The 20652-nt window shown below is 59.9% G+C and carries 12 protein-coding genes and 1 pseudogene; 12 read left to right on the top strand and 1 reads right to left on the bottom strand.

What is annotated here, in order from left to right:
- Window positions 1–19 precede the first annotated feature (19 nt).
- Complete coding sequence (gene murB / locus SRU_RS11515) at window positions 20–1177, bottom strand: UDP-N-acetylmuramate dehydrogenase (protein WP_011404910.1); 1158 nt, start codon at window positions 1175–1177, stop codon at window positions 20–22.
- A 162-nt stretch (window positions 1178–1339) separates the two neighbouring features.
- Here murB and SRU_RS11510 point away from each other — a divergent pair, with 162 nt between their 5' ends.
- From SRU_RS11510 to SRU_RS11460, 12 genes and pseudogenes are all read left to right on the top strand, one after another.
- Window positions 1340–1678, top strand: coding sequence for an MGMT family protein (locus SRU_RS11510; protein ID WP_173387049.1), 339 nt, complete (start codon window positions 1340–1342; stop codon window positions 1676–1678).
- A gap of 539 nt (window positions 1679–2217) precedes the next feature.
- On the top strand, window positions 2218–5283 hold the full coding sequence (locus SRU_RS11505; RefSeq protein WP_011404908.1) for a SusC/RagA family TonB-linked outer membrane protein: 3066 nt from the start codon (window positions 2218–2220) through the stop codon (window positions 5281–5283).
- Between the two features lie 152 nt (window positions 5284–5435).
- On the top strand, window positions 5436–6914 hold the full coding sequence (locus SRU_RS11500) for a RagB/SusD family nutrient uptake outer membrane protein (protein WP_231847132.1): 1479 nt from the start codon (window positions 5436–5438) through the stop codon (window positions 6912–6914).
- Window positions 6915–7018: 104 nt separating this feature from the next.
- Entirely contained in the window at window positions 7019–7558 is a 540-nt protein-coding gene (locus SRU_RS11495) for a hypothetical protein (RefSeq protein ID WP_013062472.1), read from the top strand.
- 648 nt (window positions 7559–8206) lie between these two features.
- A pseudogene (locus SRU_RS15845) lies at window positions 8207–8698 on the top strand (GWxTD domain-containing protein); the annotation flags it as partial.
- 819 nt (window positions 8699–9517) lie between these two features.
- A complete protein-coding gene (locus tag SRU_RS15540; protein WP_231847452.1) occupies window positions 9518–10024 on the top strand; it encodes a hypothetical protein in 507 nt (168 codons plus the stop codon).
- A gap of 35 nt (window positions 10025–10059) precedes the next feature.
- On the top strand, window positions 10060–10392 hold the full coding sequence (locus SRU_RS11485) for an MGMT family protein (protein ID WP_011404905.1): 333 nt from the start codon (window positions 10060–10062) through the stop codon (window positions 10390–10392).
- Between the two features lie 561 nt (window positions 10393–10953).
- Window positions 10954–14232: a SusC/RagA family TonB-linked outer membrane protein gene (locus SRU_RS11480; protein ID WP_112904433.1), complete on the top strand. Its 3279-nt coding sequence runs from the start codon at window positions 10954–10956 to the stop codon at window positions 14230–14232.
- A 101-nt stretch (window positions 14233–14333) separates the two neighbouring features.
- A complete protein-coding gene (locus SRU_RS11475) occupies window positions 14334–15971 on the top strand; it encodes a SusD/RagB family nutrient-binding outer membrane lipoprotein (protein WP_011404903.1) in 1638 nt (545 codons plus the stop codon).
- Window positions 15972–16108: 137 nt separating this feature from the next.
- Window positions 16109–17305, top strand: a complete 1197-nt coding sequence (locus tag SRU_RS11470; RefSeq protein WP_237701721.1) for a fasciclin domain-containing protein — start codon at window positions 16109–16111, stop codon at window positions 17303–17305.
- Window positions 17306–17563: 258 nt separating this feature from the next.
- Complete coding sequence (locus tag SRU_RS11465) at window positions 17564–18139, top strand: hypothetical protein (protein ID WP_043552513.1); 576 nt, start codon at window positions 17564–17566, stop codon at window positions 18137–18139.
- Between the two features lie 262 nt (window positions 18140–18401).
- Complete coding sequence (locus SRU_RS11460) at window positions 18402–20648, top strand: TonB-dependent receptor (RefSeq protein ID WP_231847448.1); 2247 nt, start codon at window positions 18402–18404, stop codon at window positions 20646–20648.
- Window positions 20649–20652 lie beyond the last annotated feature (4 nt).

Here is a 20652-nt window from a genome sequence, read left to right as displayed (position 1 = left end):
TCTAGACAACCTCCCACCATTACGCGCGTGCCCGATCAGCCGCCGTCACGAGGTCGGGGTCCTTCGGGACGAACGTCGGCTCCGCGTCGGTCGGCGGGGCAAACTCGCCGATGAAGTCGATCTCCGTCTCCAGGCGGTAGCCGGTCTCCTGCTCTACGGTGTCGCGGGCCAGGTCGATCAGGGCGCACACGTCCGCCGCTCGCGCGCCGTCCACGTTCACGAAAATGTTGGCGTGGCGGTGGGTGATCATCGCCCCCCCAATCCGCGCGCCCTTCAGCCCGCACTCGTCGATGAGGCGCCCGGCGCCGACCCCCTCGATTTTCTTGAAAATCGACCCCACGCTCGGCTCGGTGTCCAGGGGCGGGTGCCGCTCGGCGCGCCACTGCAGGTTGGCGTCCATGATCTCGCGCATCCGCTCCGGATCGCCCGGTTCGAGTTGGGAGGTGGTCGCCAGCACCACGTCGTCCCGGTCGTGGAGAATCGAGTAGTCGTAGTCGAAGTCGAAATAGTCGGCGCTCACCGTTTTGCGCTCCCCCTCTTCGGTGAGAATGTCGGCGGAGTGGACGACCTCGTCCCAGAACACCGTTCGGGCCCGGTCGGGGGGCGGCGAGAGAAAGTGCAGGTTCTGCCAGAGCGCCCCGCCCACGGTCGACGGAATGCCCACGTAGTGCTCCAACCCCGAGAGGCCGGCCGAGACGGCGCGTTCGATGAGGTCGGGGTACACGACGGCCCCGCTCTCGGCCCAAACGCGATTCGTGTCGCGATCGACCTGGAGGGCGCGGGCCCGGTTGTGGATGACGAGGCCCCGGTACCCGCGATCGCCGACGATCACGTTGGCCCCGGTGCCGAGCAGAAAGTAGGGGACGTCGTGCGTCCGGGCCGTCCGCGTGACTGCGGCCAGCTCGTCGGCCGAGCGCACGTCGGCGTACCAGTCGGCCGTCCCGCCGAGTTGGAAGGTGGTGAACGGGGCCAGGGGGACGTCCCGGCGCAGCCGATCGGGGCCGAGCGTCGCACGAAGCGCGTTTGCCGGCGGGGAGGAAGGGGTCACGAGGGGGTGAAGGGCGAAAACGAGAGAATATGACTTTTTTGCATTTGGGCCATAGTACGTGGGAGATCGACAATAAATCCACTCTCGGGACCCGGCATCCAAGAAATTTCCCAAACGTCCGGCCAACACTGGTTTCTTGTTGGTTTATCGACGGGGCGCCCAAGCCCCCAGCCCGGCCCTCGGGGCCGCCGATCGGAAGGACCGCGACGAGGGCGCGTACAAATCACCAGGGCCTGACGAAAGATGTCGGTGTCCGGCCCGTGCTTGTCGTGTGATACACCCGGCTGTACGATGCAGGCGCATTCCGATTCGGACGAGTCGTTTTTCGAGCGGGCCTGGGCCGTCGTCGCGCAGATTCCGGTGGGCCGCGTCACCACCTACGGCGACATCGCCGCGCACCTGGGGCGGCGGGGGGCGGCCCGGATCGTGGGCTGGGCGCTGAAGGACGCGGTGGGGGGCGACCTGCCCTGCCACCGCGTGGTGAACCGCAACGGGGTGTTGACGGGCCGGCGCCACTTCGAAACGCCCCATGTGATGGCGGAGCGGCTGCGCAGCGAAGGGGTCACGTTCGTGGCCGAAGACCAGGTGGACCTCGATGCGCACCGCTGGCGGCCGGGGGAGGCGGAGTAGGCCGGGGGCGGCCGCTCAACGCGTCGATGGGCCAAGAGCGCCGTGAAGGGCCCACTTCCCTGCATCCCTCGGGGATCCGGCACGAGAAGGGCGGGCCCAGACCGGCCACCCCTGTCGTGAAGCCGACAGGCTGAACGCTATTGTATCTATTAAATTAATAAATAGTTAATTAAAGTGACCTCCACTCCGGTTCGGAACTGGAGTCTGATGGCGGAGGGCGGGCGTGAGGCGGGGATTTGGAGGGGAAAGCCCCGCAATGGGCGTGCCGGGGCGTCCTCAGGGCTGCGGCCCGTCTCTTGACATTGTCTCCACGGCGATTAACATTGGATTATCGCTAGACAAGAACCGCTAGAAGTTCTGCCTGAAGCAGTGTTAAGTGGTGTGCACAGAGACAGCGGAACCACTCAGGCGCACCGCCGCTGCCTTTCGGCGCTTTCCGTTGAGCGGCCACCTGGAGTGCGGCAGGGCGAGACGCCCTGCGCCCCAGCTTTCTTGCTTGAGACCCTCAGATAGATTACTCACAGAGACAGTCCAAACCGATGAAGCGACTGATACCAAGCGTTGTTTTCGGACTCGCCCTTCTGCTCCTTCCGGGGCTGGCGTGGGCCCAGCAGGGAACCGTGACCGGCACGGTGACGGAGGCGGAGACCGGCAACCCGTTGCCGGGGGCTACCGTTCAAATTGTGGACGAGGGGAGTGGTGCGGCCTCCGACGCCGAGGGCCAGTACCGCATTGCCGGAGTCCCCACGGGCGAACAAACCCTCCGAGTATCATTTGTCGGATACCAAGCACAGGAGCGAACCGTCAATGTACCGGAAGGGGGCACGGTTCGGGTAAATTTCCAGCTTCAAACGGGTGAGGCCCAGCTGGAAGAGGTGACTGTCTCGGCCTATCGACCAGAAACAGATAGGGTGGCGACGGGGGCTGATGCTACAGTCAGCGGTGAAAGCATCGAGACGGCTGATTTGACGAGTGCGGAGGGGGCACTTCAGGGGCGCGCTTCTGGCGTTCGGGTAACCAGCCTCGGTGGGCAGCCGGGATCCGGATTCAGCATTCAGGTGCGAGGAGCACTCTCGGTTAACGCAGGAAGCGATCCACTCTACATCGTTGATGGCGTGCAAATCAATAAGGAAAACAACCTGGATTTGGCTAATGGAAACCCCCTTTCTACAATCAACCCGGGCAACATTGAGTCGATCCAGGTTCTCAAGGACGCGGCTGCTGCATCGATTTACGGTGCGCAGGCTGCTAACGGAGTAGTCGTCATTGAGACGAAGGAGGGAAGGTCCGGCGATACACAGATTAATTTCAGTACCAAGCTTGGAAGTGTAAGCAACATCGAGCCGTATGGGGTGATGGACTCCGAGCAGTACTTAAACTTTCGGGCTGAGGCGCTTGATAATGCCTCACGTGAAAATTTTGGACTCCCTGCCTCCGTGGCTTTCGGTAGTGATCCGCAGACTATCGTTAACGGCGCCTTCGGACCCGACAGCATTAACACCGACTGGACGGACCAGGTCTTCCGGGAAGGTTTCACTCAATCATATAACCTCTCTCTGCGTGGAGGCAGTGACGACACACAGTTTTACATCTCTGGGAACTTCACCAGAGATGAGGGGCAGGTCATTGACTCGAATTTTCGCCGGGGGGGACTCCGCCTGAATTTGAATCACCAGCCGGCGGACTTCTTGAATCTTTCCGCTAAAACGAACCTGTCGACAACCCGATATCAAGGAACGATCTCGGACGGTGCGTTCATCAACAGTCCGTTCTGGGCGGCCTACAACATTCCTCCGACATCTCCAGTCTACACCACCCCAGGGGATCCGAGCACTGCCTTAAACCTAACGCCGAACTCGACATTTAGCTACAATCCAGTAGCCCAAGAGAAATTTAATACCCGAGAGTCCTCGGCGAATACCATTACCTCGAATGTAACAGCCAACTGGGATCTCCCTGCTGAATTTGCAGCACGGACGTACGCCGGAGTTCAGTACGTCGATACGAAAGAATTTGATTACGGGGACCCACGACTTCCGCCGAACGCTGGCTTTGGAGGTGAGGGTTTTAACAGTACACAGCGAGACATCACCTTCAACGTCTCACAGACGCTTAGCTACGAAAATACATTTGCGAGTGTGAACACCATATCCGCACTGGCAGGAGCTGAGATAAAGCGGAATCGTGAGCAGTTTACTTCGGGGAGCGGCGAGGGCTTTCCCAACGAGCTTTTCCGGACGCTTGCCTCGGCGGCCAATCCGACGGATGTGTCCAGTTTCTCAACTCAGTACCGTCAGATCAGCTACTTTGGGAACGCCACATACACCTTCGATAATACTTATCAGATCGGAGGGACGCTGCGCCGAGACGCTAACTCCCGCTTTGGAGTTGATAATCAGTCTGGGATTTTTGGAACTGTGAGTGGGTTCTGGCGCATTTCCAATGAGTCTTTTCTCGAAGATACCGACGTGATCTCGAACCTGAAGCTGCGTGCCAGCTACGGAGTTACAGGAAATAGTGACATCGACAACTTCCAATCACGTCAGCAATTCAGCGGGTCAGGCGAGTACAACGGAACGCCCGGAATCCGCCCCACTGCGCTAGGAAACCCTTCGTTGACGTGGGAGGAGAAGGTTTCTACAAACGTCGGGCTTGACTACGGCTTCTTCGGGGGACGAATCACTGGTTCAGTTGATGTCTTCCGCGATGATCGGGAAGAGCTCCTTCTCTTCCGTGATCTATCGCTGGACAGTGGTTTCGGAAGCTACCTTGACAATGTTGGAGAAATCCGTGTCGAGGGGCTTGACTTCTCCGTGTCAACCATCAACCTGAACGACTGGAACGGCCTTACCTGGGAGACCAACTTCAATATCTCGTTCCAGCGCACGGAGGTTCGAAGTCTCTTGCCGGGCGACGACGAGGTTACATCTGGAGGAGACGTGTATCGCGTGGGAGAACCGGCCGCGCAGTTGCGATACACACGCTACGCAGGGGCAAACCCGGCGAATGGTCGGCCCATGTACCTGGATGCGAACGGCGATCTGACATACGTGGGGAATGATACCAATAACGAGAAGCTGATTGGGAACCTGCAGCCAGATTTCTATGGGGGGTTCGGCAACACGATCTCCTACAAGGGACTCCAGGTTTCTGCGTTCTTCCAGTACGACTACGGTCGAAAAACCCTCAACAACGACCGGTTTTTTGCGGACGTGGGCTACTTCCCGTACAACAAGGCAGAGCGTCTCGTTGAAAACCGGTGGAAAGAGCCGGGAGACGTGACGGAGAGTCCAGCAGCGTTTGGCTCCCTTCTGGCGAGTGGGTTGGACACATATGCCGATGGAACTGATCCTGGCATCTTCACCACGCGATTTGTGGAGAACGCGTCCTACATCCGTCTGAAGGAGGTGAAGGTGAGTTACACCCTGCCGAAGTCACTAACCGAGACGGTCGGATCTCTCCGAAATGTCACGGTCTTCGTGCAGGGGTCGAACCTCGCGACCTGGACCAACTACACCGGTCCGGACCCGGAGCTGGTCGGCACAGGATTGGGGAACTACCCACAGGCTCGTACACTGACTGCTGGTCTCGATCTCGGTCTCTGATCGCGACCAACTGCTCGCGGGCACTCAGGCTGGTCCCACGTCTGGATGTGGGGCCAGTCTCATCCCCCCTCCTCTATTCCCTGCGTAACAACTGGACAGCACGACGTATTATGCAACTCCTTAACTCTCACGGCCCAACGATTCGAAAATTCATGCACGATTTCTTTCTTAAACGCTTCATAGGGGTATTGTCAGTAGCGATACTGGCTTTTGGCTTGTCCGCCTGCGATCAGGCGGATCTCGACGAAGCCCAGCCGACCAACAGTATTTCTTTGCAGCAGACTATAGAGTCGAAAGCTGGGTTTGAGGGACTTGTCACCAGCATGTATGACCGTCTTCAGAGCTTCGGTCTGTACGGTCAGCAGTATATGCTCGTCCCGGATGCGCTGGCAGACAATGTGAAGCTCCGACCTGGAGCCACCTCGAATCGGTATCCCGGATTTGTATCAAACGGACGGTTTGAGCACCTTGGGGGGTACGGAGCGTACTTCTCGACGATTAATGAGGCCAACAACATCATTGAGGATATTGGAAGCCTCTCTCTTGATCGTGATCCGTCAGTCGCGCAAGACATTCGGGATCGGATCCGAGGTGAAGCCTTGTTCCTCCGTGGAATGGCGTACTTCGACCTCGCCCGCGTTTACGGCTATACACCAGGGCAGGAGGTAGGCGGCTTTTCTCTCGGGGTTCCTCTTCGAACGGAACCGACCCGCTCACCGGGCGCTGCTGACGAAAAGCCTCGTGCTCCAAACACTGCGGTTTTCTCAAGGGCTGCCGCGGACATTCGTTCTTCGGGGTATCTTCTGGAAGGAAATTCAAATGCGAAATCTCCCCCGCAGCGAGCCACTGCTGCCGCCGCGTTCGGTCTGCTCTCCCGTGTGGAATTGTATCGACAGAATTGGGAGAAGGCCGACTCAGCTGCTACTGCGGCTCTTGGTCTCACTAGCGCCGAAGTTGTGGATGCAACAAGCACTAGCTTTCAGGATGCATGGGAGGCGTCCTCCTATCCGGGGTCTGTATTTGAGCTGTCCATGACGACGGGAACCGACGGAGATGCCACGAACTCCAACCAGGCCCTTCAATCGCTCACGGATGGAGGACGCAGTGATGGCACGGGTGCTTTCGCCTATGAAGTACTGCCGTCAGACGACGTGAAGTCAATCTTCACATCGGACGATGCGCGAACCGATCTGTTTGCACCCGATAGTCTTGGAAATACATATCTTGAAAAGTACACCGGTACAATTGGGAACTTCACCGACCGGATTCCTCTCTTGAGGGTCGCAGAATTGTATTTGAACCGTGCGGAGGCCCGATATCATCAAGGCGAGCCGGATGAAGCAAGGTCGGATCTAAACTACATTCGCGTCCGACGGGGACTGAGTCCACTCACTGGAATCACAGGCCAATCATTGCTTGATTCTATCCTTGAAGAGCGCCGCCGTGAGTTTCTCTTTGAAGGAAAACGGTTCTTTACCCTCAAGCGATACGGAATGGATATCCCGAAGCCACAGAGGACCGATACTGTCCTTGAGTACAGCGGTGACCGTGAGTCATTCAAGATCCTTGCTCCGATCCCGACTGGAGAGGTGCAGTCCAACACGGCCATTGAGCAAAACCCAGGCTATTAGCTCACTGCGATATCGGTCTCGTTGGGAGAGGGCAGGACTCTCCCAGTGGGCACCGTTCGAGATTTGTCTCACCCTTTCCTCTATCAACACTAGATATTGGACTCATGAAGAAAATATACTACACGCCGCTCGCACTGACAGTCGCTTCCGTGCTCATACTGACGGGATGTTTTGAGGAGGTCTCAGGTCCTTACGATGGTCCTGATCGTGTGGGATTCAGTCAGTACCAACAGACCGGTGAGTTCGGTGCAACCGTCTCAGATGGACCGAATTCGAGCGTCTCAGTTCCTGTTCAGCTTATCGGCCTCCAGCGCGGCGAAAGCTTTTCGGTTGGTGTGAGTGTTCAGACAGATACTGCTTTTCGCGAGCGGCAGGTGCCGCAAGGAGACGGGACCGACACGACCGTTGTCGATGTTCGGGCAGACCCGACTACTGCTGAGTCCGGCGAATACACTGTTCCGAGTGAGGTTTCATTTCCGCAGGACACTAGCAATGTCACCTTTGAGGTTGAAATTGGAGATGCCCTTCCCAATTCAGACCCCGACACCACTGAGCGGGTAACACTGCGTCTGGAGCCGAATCCTGACTCTGATATTGAGGTCGCGGAGAACTTCCGATATTTCGAGGTCACTGTCACAAACTAGCAGCTCCTGCCTCACAAGATAGGCGTATTTCAAGGCAGAGATGTGACCGCAGTTGATTTAACAACTGCGGTCATATCTGCTTTTAATATGAAAACCAGTTTGATAGATAGGTGCATAAAAACAAAAATTCAAGAGTTAATGCGAACTGAAAGTTATTTGAAAATGCATTGTGCTAAATAGTATACACAATAAAAAATTAATTTTCATACCAATACTTTTAATAAAATAAGACGGGCAGGGTACTCACTACTCAGGTACTGCTGAACTTAAGTGCGAGTCGCTCGACGAGTGTTCTCCTATATCCATCTCACAGACGGCTTGGCTCTTTTCTGTCTGTCTTACGTTCTGACTGTATTCTCCCCGTTGGTTCTATCTGCACCTGATGACTCCCTAAAGAAACAGTACAGAGAGGGTATCGCTGCGTATCACAGGGGAGAATACGCGCGAGCTCAAGGCCAATTAAGAAGAACTTTCACGGCTGATCGCTCACTTACGGGAAAGCAAGGAAGCGTTGCGTATTGGTTGGCCTTGTCGTACCAGAAAACTGGTCATACAGATTCTTCGAACTGGGCTGCGAGGACGGGCACACGGGCTATTCTGAAGCACGATAACTTTGATGCCCGGTTATTCGACTTCTATCTGTCCCAGATGGTGAGTCCGCATAGCGAATCCTCACTAGAGGCGACCGAACTTTATTTCCGCCTTCTCCGCCGTGTGGGCCCGGATCTTCCATCCAAAACACAAGCAGTACTACGGGAGGTCGTAGCTCAGCTCAGGCCTCTCGTGGGCGACGAAACGCTTGGAAAGCACGTAGTGCGTGGTAGCAGCTCATCTCCTGAGGGTTGGGCTTTTCGAAAAGGTGCCGGCCTTTGGCTTTTGACCTGGTGGCGTCGACAAGACCCTGTCCCAAAAACGGAGAAGAACGAGCGTGCGGAAGAACATTTGCGTAGGGTAGACAGAGCCGTCGAAAAATTTGCTTCGCAGCGGCGGATTGCAGGATGGGATGATCGGGGAGACGTGTACGTGCGATACGGTCGGCCCGATCAGAAGTACAGCATCAAGTTCGACGACATGGGGTTTCTCTCAGAGGTGGTCCGCTCCGGAGTCCCGGTAAGTCGATCGGATTTTCCTAGAAATGTGATCTGGAAGTACCCGGCACTCAGCTCCTCTGGAAAGTACCTCTTCGTTAGAAATGAGAAACGGGATGAGTTTGAGCTCTCGACAGCCCTGGAACTTCTTCCGGCTCCCCTCCAAGGACCCTTCGGGCCAGGGAATCGGCAGCAAAACGTAGCCTACTCCTCCATGGCGGCGCTCCGGTACGTGTACAGTCAGCTTTCATTGCAGTATCATGACCGAGGAAACACGCTGTCGAAGTTAAACGGATGGTTTTCTTACCAGGCATCCCGTCGTAGAATCAGCGATCTGTCTGGTAAACAGGGGGGGCGTGAAATTGGATTTGGACCAGGGGCTCGGCGTGTGTTCGGGGGAAGCGGACCTGAAAAGGGATACCCATCCTCCGCTGCGACTGCCAGTATAAGTAATGTTAGAAATCAGGAACGCCAGTTCTCCCGTCGGCGCACCCGCGAAATGCCCCGGACACATTCGCCGGCTGGCGAGGTGGGCCAGCGTCTGCCGGTCGAATACCGCGTTGCACGGTTTTTGGGCCGGGAAGGGACCACGCGGACCGAGGTGTACTGGGGAGGCCGCACTGGGCCCTTTGCGGATGCGGACTCCTCCACCGGAGTGGAGATGACGATCGTTCGGCACGGCTCCCAGTATCGTCGGCTGGGTCAGGTTTCACGAGGGTACAGTGGAGATCAGATTATAGGTGATGGGTGGGAGGGAACGGCGCCCCAGCGTACGGTCGTGAATGGAGGGAGAGATACACATCATCTTTCTCTTCAGTGGGACTGGCGCTCCAGGGAAGAGCCCCGGAGGCCAGCAGGCCAGCGTCTGGGCATGTTTGCAGCACGGGTGGATACGCTGCAGCCCCTTCGAGCGGACGCCTCTGAGCTGGAGATGAGCGATCTCCGCCTGATGTCGGTCCCACCGTCGGTACGGGACGAGGGGGGCTCGATCCTTCAGAAGACGGTACCGTACCCGTACGACACCGTCCCCCCCCAAACGCCGCTCTTCTTATATTTTGAGATCTATCACTTGGGCCAATCGGCGCAGGGACAGACGCGCTATACTGTTACCTACGAGGCACGTCGGCAAACCCGAAAAGGATTTTTGGGACGCCTCTTCGGGGACGATACGAATACGGAAGTCACGAGCACGACTGCCGAGTATACTGGTCGGAAACGTCGAACTGAAGAGTATCTTCAGCTGGACCTGGACCTGGAGGCAGATCCAAAGCGGCCGCAGTCGACGCAGGTGACCGTCCGGGTCACCGACAACGTGACGGGCAATGAGATTGAGCGCTCCATTTCACTCACGCTGACACCTTCTGAGGGTGGCCGCTAAAGCCGAAGGTCCGGAGAAATTTGTCCCAAATACCGATGGGGAGTATCAACCCGCCGTCTTCGTTCTATGATTCCGTCTGGCGTGTCGTCGCGCAGATTCCGGTGGGCCGCGTCACCACCTACGGCGACATCGCCGCGCACCTGGGGCGGCGGGGGGCGGCCCGGATCGTGGGCTGGGCGCTGAAGGACGCGGTGGGGGGCGACCTGCCCTGCCACCGCGTGGTGAACCGCAACGGGGTGTTGACGGGCCGGCGCCACTTCGAAACGCCCCATGTGATGGCGGAGCGGCTGCGCAGCGAAGGGGTCACGTTCGTGGCCGAAGACCAGGTGGACCTCGACGCGCACCGCTGGCGGCCCGGGAAGAGGTAGGTGAGTGATGACAGTAAGCGAACCTCCAACATTAGTGCCCTTCATTGCTTTGCCGCATGGACCGGTCCGTCTGAATCATGTGCTGAATACTGAGGACACACAGCATGAGACAATCCACAGTATGAGCCAATCCGCACGGTTGTCGGCGGGAAGGTATAACCGGAGCCCCACGAGTGCACACCGGCTGTGTTGGGCCCCACGCCCCAAGAACCACTGACGCAACTGGGGGAATGCGGCACCAGAATAAAGTTTTGTGCGGTAAAGAACCCACTGTTGAGGAATGGGAAATTACTTCACGTGTCGGGCGCGCCCCGAGTGTTACGGTATGCTTTGCAAATTGGGAATCTCTTGACATTCCGGGCCGAGAGGCCCACATTGGGAAGCGTAATGTTAAGGTCACACGCTCTACAGCAAACCTTCGTCTGAAGGCGGCGGACGTTGTTGGGAGAGGCCGGCCCAGACAAGGCCGGTTCGAGAGCGTTCAGGAGAAGCCCTCCCTCTCCCTGCCGCCTCCGATCGACCTACGTGCACTCCGTTGTTCATCCATCCCCGAGCCGACTTATGTTTCGAAAGCTACTATCTGTGCTTGCAGGTCTGTTGCTGTTGCTCCCGGCAACTGTACTGGCCCAAGACACCGGTACCGTTTCGGGCACCGTCATCGATAGCACCACCTCCCAGACCCTCCCGGGCGTCAACGTGACGGTCCAGGGCCTCAACATTGGGGCCGCGACCGGGCCGAACGGACAGTTCGAAATCTCCGGCGTGCCGGCCGGGGAGCAGGTCCTCCAGGCGTCTTTCGTCGGGTACACCCGGAAGAACATCCCGGTGGAGGTGGAGGCCGGCGAAACGACGACTGTGAACGTGCGCCTGGCGCCTCAGGCAGTCGGCCTTGAGGACGTTGTGGTGACGGCCTTGGGCGTGGAGCGCGAGGAGCGCGCCGTCTCGTCGTCGGTGCAGCAGGTGTCCGGGGCGGACCTCGACGCCACGGACAACGCCAATTTCGTCAACTCCCTGCGCGGGAAGGTGTCCGGGGCGAACATCCGATCATCCAGCACGATGGGCGGGTCCTCGAACATCGTCCTGCGCGGCTACAGCTCGATCAGTGGCGACAACCAGCCGCTCATCGTGGTCGACGGCATTGTGGTCTCCAACCGCTCGCGCCAGAGCGGCGGGGGCACCGTGGAGGGAAACGGTGGGTTTGACTTCGGAAACGCCGCCTCGTCCCTCAACCCGAGCAACATCAAATCGGTCTCGGTCCTGAAGGGCCCGTCGGCCGCGGCGCTGTATGGATCCCGGGGCGCGAACGGGGTGATTCAGATTACCACCAAGGACGGATCGAATCTCGACGATGAGATCGGGGTCTCGTTTTCCTCCAGCGTCAGCATGAGCCAGGCGTACGAGTTCATGGACTACCAGAACAGGTACGGTGGCGGCGCGCCGAGCTCCACGTTCTCGACCCTGGACGGGGACTTCAAGAAGCCGGACGGGGATCAGTACGTCGTGCAGTACGCCGTGGACGAGTCCTGGGGGCCGCGCCTGGACGGGCGCCCGGTCCGGCAGTGGTACAGTTGGGACGACGTGAACGGGCTTGAAGGAGAGGCGACCCCCTGGGAGGCTCACCCGGACGCCATCGAGAACTTTATGGATACGGGGGCAGTGTTTACCAACAACGTCGCCTTGTCGCAGCAGACCGAGTCGCTGAACTACCGGTTGGGGCTCACCAGCCGCAACCAGGGCAGCGTGATGCCGAACGGCTCGATGGACCGCTACCAGGTGAACTTTAACGGGTCGGTCGACCTGAGCGACGACCTCCGGGCGACGACCTTCGCGAAGTATAGCTACCAGGACGTGAAGGCGCGGTCCGGAATGGGCTATGGGTTTGAGGAAAATCCCTTCGCTGCGTTCAACACCTTCACCCAACGACAGCTCGACTACGGGCCGGACAGTTACATGCGCGACTACCAGCGCGCGAACGGCCAGCAGCGCGGTTGGAACTACGCCGGCGTCTCGGGGGCACAGGGACCGGCGACACAGTTCCAGTACACCGACAACCCCTACGTGAACCGGTACGCGAACTTCCAGCAGGACGACGAGCAGCGCCTGCTCGGAAAGGCCGAGGTGGCCTACGACATCGTGCCGAACCTGACCGGAACGGCTACGGTCACCACCGACTTCCGGACGCACCGGTTTAGCGACCGCCGCTCCGACATCTCCACGGGAGCCCCTGGATCCTTCAGCGAGGACGTGATCGAAGAGCAGGAGACAAGCTCCTCGCTCCGGTTTGACTACTCGCGGTCGCTGACGGATCAGGTGGACCTGACCTCCTTCGTGGCCGGGAAAGTGCGGTACGAGACCTACGAGCAAAACCTGGGCTCGACTCAGAACGGTCTTGCTTCACCAAACGTGTTCACGCTCCAGAATTCTGTCGGCCGACCCGCCGTGGAGGAGACGTTCCAGGAAAGCATGGTCTACAGCACGTACGGGCTTGTGAGTCTGGGCTACCAGGACATCGTGTTCCTGGAGGGGACGCTCCGAAACGACTGGTCGTCCACGCTCCCGGCCGACAACAACTCGTACCTGTACCCGTCAATCTCGGGGAATCTGATCTTCACGGGCTTGGATGCGCTTCAGGACCAGGACATCCTGTCGTTCGGAAAGGTGCGGGCAAGTTGGGCCCGCGTCGGGCAGGACACTGATCCGTATCGTCTCGGCGTAACGTACCCGGGCAGTACTCCCTTCCAGGGGCAAGCCCTTCAGAACGTGCAGCGGTCGGCCAACAATCCGGACCTGAAGCCGGAGCGGACGACGGGCATCGAATTCGGTGCGGACCTGCGCTTCTTCAACGAGCGGGTGAACCTGAGCACGACGTACTACCGCGACGTGACGAAGGACCAGATCCTCGCGGTGGATGTCTCGGGCGCCTCCGGCATCGAATCGTCCCTTATCAACGCCGGGGAGGTGTCGAACCGAGGGCTGGAGGCCAGCCTGACGGTGACGCCGGTTCTGCAAGAGGATCTGCAGTGGGACGTGACGGCCAACTTCAACAAAAACGTGAACAAGGTCGTTGACTTGGCCGAGGGGCTGGACACCTACAACCTGACTGCGGGAGGAGTGATCTTCGGGCCCACGATTCAGGCCCGAGAAGGAAAGGCCTACGGGGCGATGGTGCAGCCGTCCCTGCGCCGCGACGCGAGCGGCGACGTGGTCTTCCAGCGAAACGGCGTTCCACAGACGACGAACAGTCCGCAGGTCGTGGGGAACTTCCAGCCGGACTGGACCGGGGGGCTGTCGACCACGGTGTCCTACAAGGGCGTCACGCTCAGTGCCGTCGTCGACGGGCAGGTGGGCGGAGACGTCTACTCCCTCTCCAACAAGTTCGGGACCTACAGTGGGCTTGTGGAGTCGACGGTCGCCGACAATCAGCGTGAAACCGGGGTCATCCCGGAAGGCGTTGTGGTGGATGATGCCACCCCAAACGAAAATGGCAACTACGATGTCGAGGGCACAGACTTCGGCGAGGCCGTGGGGCGCATTCCGGCGGCGAGTTACTGGAAGAACTGGTTCTCCGCGGGCGGAGGCGATCAGTTCATCTACGACGCGACGCACGCCAAGCTGCAGGAGCTGGCGATCACCTATAGCCTCCCGCAGCGCTGGTTTAACGACTTTGCCCTCCGGCGGGCCAGTGTGTCCCTTACTGGCAGCAACCTGATGTTCCTCTACAAAGAGGCCCCCAACATCGACCCTTCGGTCACGCTCGGGGCCGGGAATGTTCAGGGTGTCGAGTCGGCCCAGATTCCGCCTCAGCGCCAGTATACCTTCCGCGTGAACCTGAGCTTCTAAGCGCCAGACCGCTGTTCCTCGCCCCCGGTGCGGTCCGCCGGGGGCGAGAACGGCCCTCAGGACCTGCAATCATTTCCCCAACAGTTGATTGACTCTCTACCATGAGACGCCACGTTACACTCACACTACTCGTTGCCAGCGGGCTTTCGCTCCTCCTGGCCCTGGGGGGCTGTGATAGCCTCACGAGCTACAATGAAAATCCCAACCAGGCCACGTCGGCAAACCCCAATAACCTCCTCGCCAACGCCCAGCGCTACATGTCGGGCGAGGTGTACGCCGGGACCAACATGATGCGCCGCTCCAACGTGTGGGCGCAGTACACCACCCAAAACTTTTACCCGTCGGAGAGTCGATACTCCCCGGTAGACTACCCGTGGGAAGGCTTTTACACCCGGCTGACTGACCTCAAGACGGCCAAGCAGATTGCGAAGGAGCGGCCGGGTACGGTCCAGAATCAGGGCAATTTCCAGGCGGTTGCTACAATCATGCAGACGTGGGCCTTTCAAATCCTGACCGACGCGTACGGGGATATCCCCTTTAACGAGGCCCTCCAGCAGCGCGGGAATCAGTCCCCCGCCTACACGGCCCAGGCGGACATTTACCCGGCCCTCGTGGACAGTCTGAACACGGCGCTGGGCAAGATCAACACAGGAGCCGCCGGCCCGTCCGGCGATCTGGTGAACGGGGGCAACATGGAAATGTGGCAGAAATTCGCCAACGGGCTGAAGATGCGGATTGCCCTGCGCGGCTATGAGCTTGACGCGAACTGGGGAGATCTGGGAGGGCCGGGCGAAATTATCTCGAACGCCGTGGACCCGAACGTGAATGGGGAGCCACTGACGAGCAACGCCGACAATGTGTACTTCCAGTTCGGCACGAGTGCCGTCCACCGAAACAGCTACTACGAGAACCGAGAGGTTGACTTCCGAGACGACTTTGACGGGTCGGCACGTTTCATTGGCTTCATGGAGACGAATTACGGTGCGGCCGATCCCCGCCTGGACGCGTACTTTGAACAGACGTCGAACTCCGGACGTCCCTGTGCGGACGGAAGCGGTGAGTACGAAGGGTTTCCCTTTGCTCTCAAGCAGGGAGATGCGCAGGCAACGTACAGCGGAAATCCACCCTGTGCGTTCTCCCGGCCGGAGGCCTGGTTCCCAAACGGGCCCAGCGGCGAGGGTGACTCATTCAGCCCGATGATGTACTACGATGAGGTCCTCCTGACCAAAGCGTGGGCTGCCAACGAAGGCCTGATTTCTGGCACTCCGGAAGACCTTGTTGGGGACGCGATCGAGGCGTCTGTCAATTTCTACGGGAATCAGACCGACGCCGACATCTCGGGCTCGAGCAGCGCGACACAGAACTACATCTCACAGGTGCAGAATGACTTCGACTCGGATCCCGAACAAGTGATCGGGGAGCAGCGCTACATCTCCTTCTACATGCACAACATCCAGGGCTGGTCGACCTGGCGGCGGTTTGACTTCGAGGGCGTGCTCGGCGCCCCCGAAGGCGGTGTGGCCGGCGGGTTCGACTCGTACGCGCCGCTCCGCGTGCCATACCCGTCGTCGGAGGCCAACCTGAACGGAGAAAACTACACCGAAGCCGCCAATAAGTGTAGTGGGAACTTTCAGGGGTCGGGCAGTTCCGAAGGAGGCGCGCAGAACGAGGATGAAGACTGCCGGGTCGCCTGGGACGTGGACGGTCCCCCGTCGGCCAACGCGTACAGTGCCGATTAGGTAGCCCTGCCCACCACACGTCCCTCCGGATTCCTGTCCGAAGGGGCATTTTCCTGTAGTCCTGCTACGTCATCCGTATCGCGAGACACTCCGAATCAGTCACAGGACCTATGAGACATCGATATCACACACTTCTTTTGCTCTGTGCAGCTGCCGCACTGGTGCTTGCGGGCTGCGATCAAAGCTCGCAGAAGGCGAGCCCGGAGAATGTAAATCGATACATCATCACTCAGAACAGCTCGGCCTCCGGGGACGCGGCCACCGGGTCCTTCTCCGACGCAAATACGGTGAACGTGCCCGACACGGTGGACTACTACATGCAGGGATACACCGTTAACAAGGACTATACCTGGACCGTGAATGGATCGTCGGATTTCCCTGTTGCGGCGAGTTCCGATCAGACCTACGAGTGGCAGAGCCGTGGTGGCGAATTCATCACGGTCGTGTACGGGCCGGGTGACCCGATCGCGACCACATCGGGCATGAGCGCGAGTACGAACTCGATCAAGGTGAACGCGAGCAACGATAACATCAACGCCGAGACGATTGATGTTTCGGCAGCGGTGACCGATAACCTCAGCGGCCAAATCGGTCGCTTCGGGGCCTTCTCAACCCTTACGAGTCTGGCCGCGTCCTCCGGAATTGCGGACGTACTCAGTCAGGAGGGGCCCTCCTTCACATTGTTCGCGCCCTCTGAGGCAGCGTTTGCGGCGCTCGAAAACGTGCCGACACAAGCTACAGACGGCGATGAGGATGCTACTACGAGTGTCCGTGCCGATATTCTGAAGTACCACGCCATTCAGGGCGATAGCCTTACCGCGAGCGACCTGCCGGCAAACGGTGTGGAAACGCTGCTCGGCAGTGAGACCGTTTCTGTGACCGCCGAGATGGTTTCGCAGGCCAACATTCCGGCCACGAATGGTGTGATTCACAAGCTGGACGGTGCGCCTCTTCTTCCGCCCACCGCATCGGTGGACTTCACGGATCGGACGGTGGCGGATACGACCGTCACACAAGACGCACCGGATGACAGCCTCACGGTTGACGGATCCTACTTTCCTGAGGAAGGCGGTTACATTCTCCTTTATGACGACTCAGGTTCTGTTGTAGGTGAATCAAAGTACATCTCAGGACCGGGGGTCAGTAACGAAGTAAAGGTCGGCTTGGAAGAAAACTTTAGCAGTGGGACGGGGCCGATCACTCTGGTTGCAATACCGCACAGAGAAAACAGCGGGAATGAGAGTTTTGATGGTGACAGTTCTGATCCTCCCTACCAGCTTGACGGCAGTGATGTGATGGACGAGGCCGTGATTGACGTGGAGTCCACCGACTGACCAGCGACCTGAACGACGGTCGCCTGCTCTGGCCTCTGCACGTGGGAAGCCGATTGTCCCGATCGGGGCAGTCGGCTTCTCTGTTTGGGGAGCGGGAGCACGACCGCCCATCCTCGCGAGAACGTGCAAATCAGCGCCTCTGCACCCGGGAGGCGCTTTGAGAGGTCCGACACCGCACTATCGTCACGAAGCTGCAGGTCGCAGGAAGAACCCTTTGAGGATCGGTTTTCCGTTGTAATCACAATGCCACTGGCTGCCATGAACGTTTACGTCCCAAAAGGCTGGCTCGTCCTTGCGCTTGTGTTTTTGATCGCTGGGTGTGGCAGCTCCTCCCCGCCCGTCCAGATTACACAGGACGCGTCGTCCGGCCAGACCACCTACAAAACCCGACAAATGCGGTTATCCGGGATCGAGATGACGCAGGGACTTGAGACGGGGAATCGGTTTTACATGCAGGTTGTGGGGACGTGCACCAGCCAGGACTGTGTGCCCCGATCCTACGACCTACACTTCGTCAAGGAGGGCATGCAGTCCGTTCAGATTGAGGGGCGGGGGGTGAGTTTAACCATTGGAACGGAAACCCTCTCTTGGAAAGACCCTCAGAACCGCTCGGTGAACCGGGCCTCGACCATCCGGAGCGGTACGTTCGCACGCGTCGAGGTGACGAGTGAGCAATTGTCCACCATCGGAGGCGTAGACGAAGTTAGCGGAACGGTCGGGGGGGAAGGGTTCTCCATCTCCCACGAGGCACGTGCCCCCATCCGCCAGTTGTTGAGGCGGTTGGAGGAAGGCCCCGACGAGTCTTCTCAGGCGTCGTCTTCGCAAGGGGACTAGCGGCTGCTCGCGCTGATGCCGGGAAGCGAGACACGCGAAATGGAGGGCAAAAATGCCTGCCTGCCGGCGGTCCGTCGGCACGTGCAGGGCGACCGATGGGCCTTAAGGAAGGACACTGCACGGCAGAGACGGGCGCCCTCCCGCTCGGCCTGGACGCACCACACCTCCATAGAGTCGGATGTTGCGGATGCACACGTGCACGCGCCCTCACCATCGACACTCGTTCTCCGAGCGCTGGGGGTTGTGGGGGTGGGGCCTTCTGATGCTCGTGTATTTCGGTTCGGTGGGGCCGGCGCCCGCGTTGGCGCAGCCCGATGCGGAGGAGGCCGTCCTCCGTGGATTCGTGCGGAACGAGGCCGGGGGACGGCCCCTGGAAGGGGCAAACGTAGTCGTGCGTCGAATGTCGGGGGCGATTGAGGCGGCCGGGGCCGCCGCCGGTCGCGGGTTTTACCAGCTTTCGCGGATCCCCCCGGGCCGCTATCGCCTCCAGATTAGTTTTGTCGGCTACCGGTCCTACCGCGATACGCTTCGGCTTGCTCCGGGGGCCCGTCGGACGCTCTCGGTGGAGCTGGCGGTGGCGCCCCGCCAGATGGAAGAGGTGACGGTTGAAGGGGGACAAGGGGTTGAGGACGCCGAGGCAGGGCTCCGCAAGATCCAGCCCGCCGACGTGGAGAACATTCCCACTCCGGGGCCGGGAAGCGATCTTGCCTCTTACTTGCGGTCTCTCCCTGAGGTGGCGACGACCGGGGATCGGGGCGGGCGCCTGTACATTCGGGGCGGGACCCCGTCTCAGAATCTCGTCCTGGTGGACGGCACGCCGATCTACAAGCCGTTTCACATCATTGGATTCTACTCGGCCTTTCCGGGCCGGCTCGTGTCGAGCACCAACTTTCATGCGGGGGGGTTTGGGGCGGAGCACACCGGGCGCATCTCGTCCGTTATGGACGTGCAACTCCGTCCGGGAAACACGAAGCAGTATCAGGGCAGTGTGGGCACCGGTCCGTTTTTGGCCTCGGCGCACGTGGAGGGCCCCCTGCAACGCGGTCGAAAGTCTTTCCTGGTGCACGCCCGGCATTCCCTCATCGAGCAGGCGGGGCCTTCCCTCCTGGGCCAGGACGCGCCCTACAAGTTCTACGACGTAACCGCAAAGGTGCACACCCAGGGCGCCTCCAGCCAGTGCTCGTTTACCGGCGTGCGCACCTACGACCGAGGACGCATTGATCCCGACACGGACGCCTCCTTCCGTTGGGACAATACCTCCGTTGGGGGCGAATGCCTCCTGTTTAGTGCCCAGTCGGCCCAGACGCTGCACCTGAGTTTTGGCACGACGCACTTCAACAATCGCGTGCGATCGCCCGACGGGACGGTTCGGACCGCGGGGACGTGGAAGGTCCGGACGAAATTTGACCTCACGCAACCGGCCCCCTGGGACGGTGAACTGCGGTGGGGCGGGACGGTGCAGGTGGACGACTACGGGTTCGGATTGGACGAGCCGTTCTTGGGGTTCACCAGCGAGGACGAATTTCTGCTCAGTGCATCCTTGTATGGGGACCTTGAATGGAAGGTCGACGAGTCGCTCATGGTCAACCCGAGTGTCGGGGCCCAGTCGCTTTTCGAGTGGGGAAGCGTGTCCGTTGACCCCCGCGTGCAGGTGGCGTACCAACCGTGGACGGAGCGGTCGGCGACGCTCACCGCGGCCCTTGGGGTCTATCAGCAGATCCCGACCACCGTGACCGACGAGCGAGATGTGGGCTCCACGTTTCGCGCCTGGACCCCCAGCCCGTTCGAGAATCGTCCCCTCCGGGCCGACCATGCCCTCCTCGGATGGGAGCAGCAGCTCCTGTCCGACGTCCGCCTCTCGGTCGAAGGGTGGTACCGGCGATTCCAGGATCTCCCCGTGCCGCGGTGGACGCCCCTCGTCCGATTCAACACCAACCTGGTCCGGGCGGACGGCACCGGGTACGGGGTGGATCTGTCCCTGCGGTACGACCGGGACCCGCTCCGGATCGACGTGACATACGGGTACGGGCAGGTCGAGTACCGGGCCTCCCGGGACCAGCTCGGGGCATGGGTCGGCGACTCCGTGCTGGAATACTCGCCCCCGCACGACCGGCGGCACAAGGTGAGCATTGTCACGTCCCTGGATGCGGGCTGGGGCACGGCCTCCGTGCGGTGGCAGTACGGGTCCGGACGCCCGTTCACGCAGGTGTACGGATACGACACGCTGCTCGAAGTGCGGGGGCTTCGGGATACGCCTTCCGACGCTGTGGGGGTGCCCCGGGCCCTCTTCGATCGGCCGTACCGGGCACGCCTGCCAAGCTACCACCGGCTCGACGTCTCGCTGGGGCGCTCGTTCGACCTGGGCCCGGACTTGGGCCTGTCGGCCGAAGCAGGGGCCATGAACGCGTACAACCGGTCCAACGTGTTCTACATTGACCTCTTTACGCTCGACCGAGTCGACCAGCTTCCCATTATCCCGTACCTGTCCCTCCAGGTCGACATCCAGTAAAGCC

Source organism: Salinibacter ruber DSM 13855 (assembly GCF_000013045.1).
GTDB classification, from domain to species: Bacteria; Bacteroidota; Rhodothermia; order Rhodothermales; family Salinibacteraceae; genus Salinibacter; species Salinibacter ruber.
This window is presented reverse-complemented; position numbering and strand designations above follow the sequence as displayed.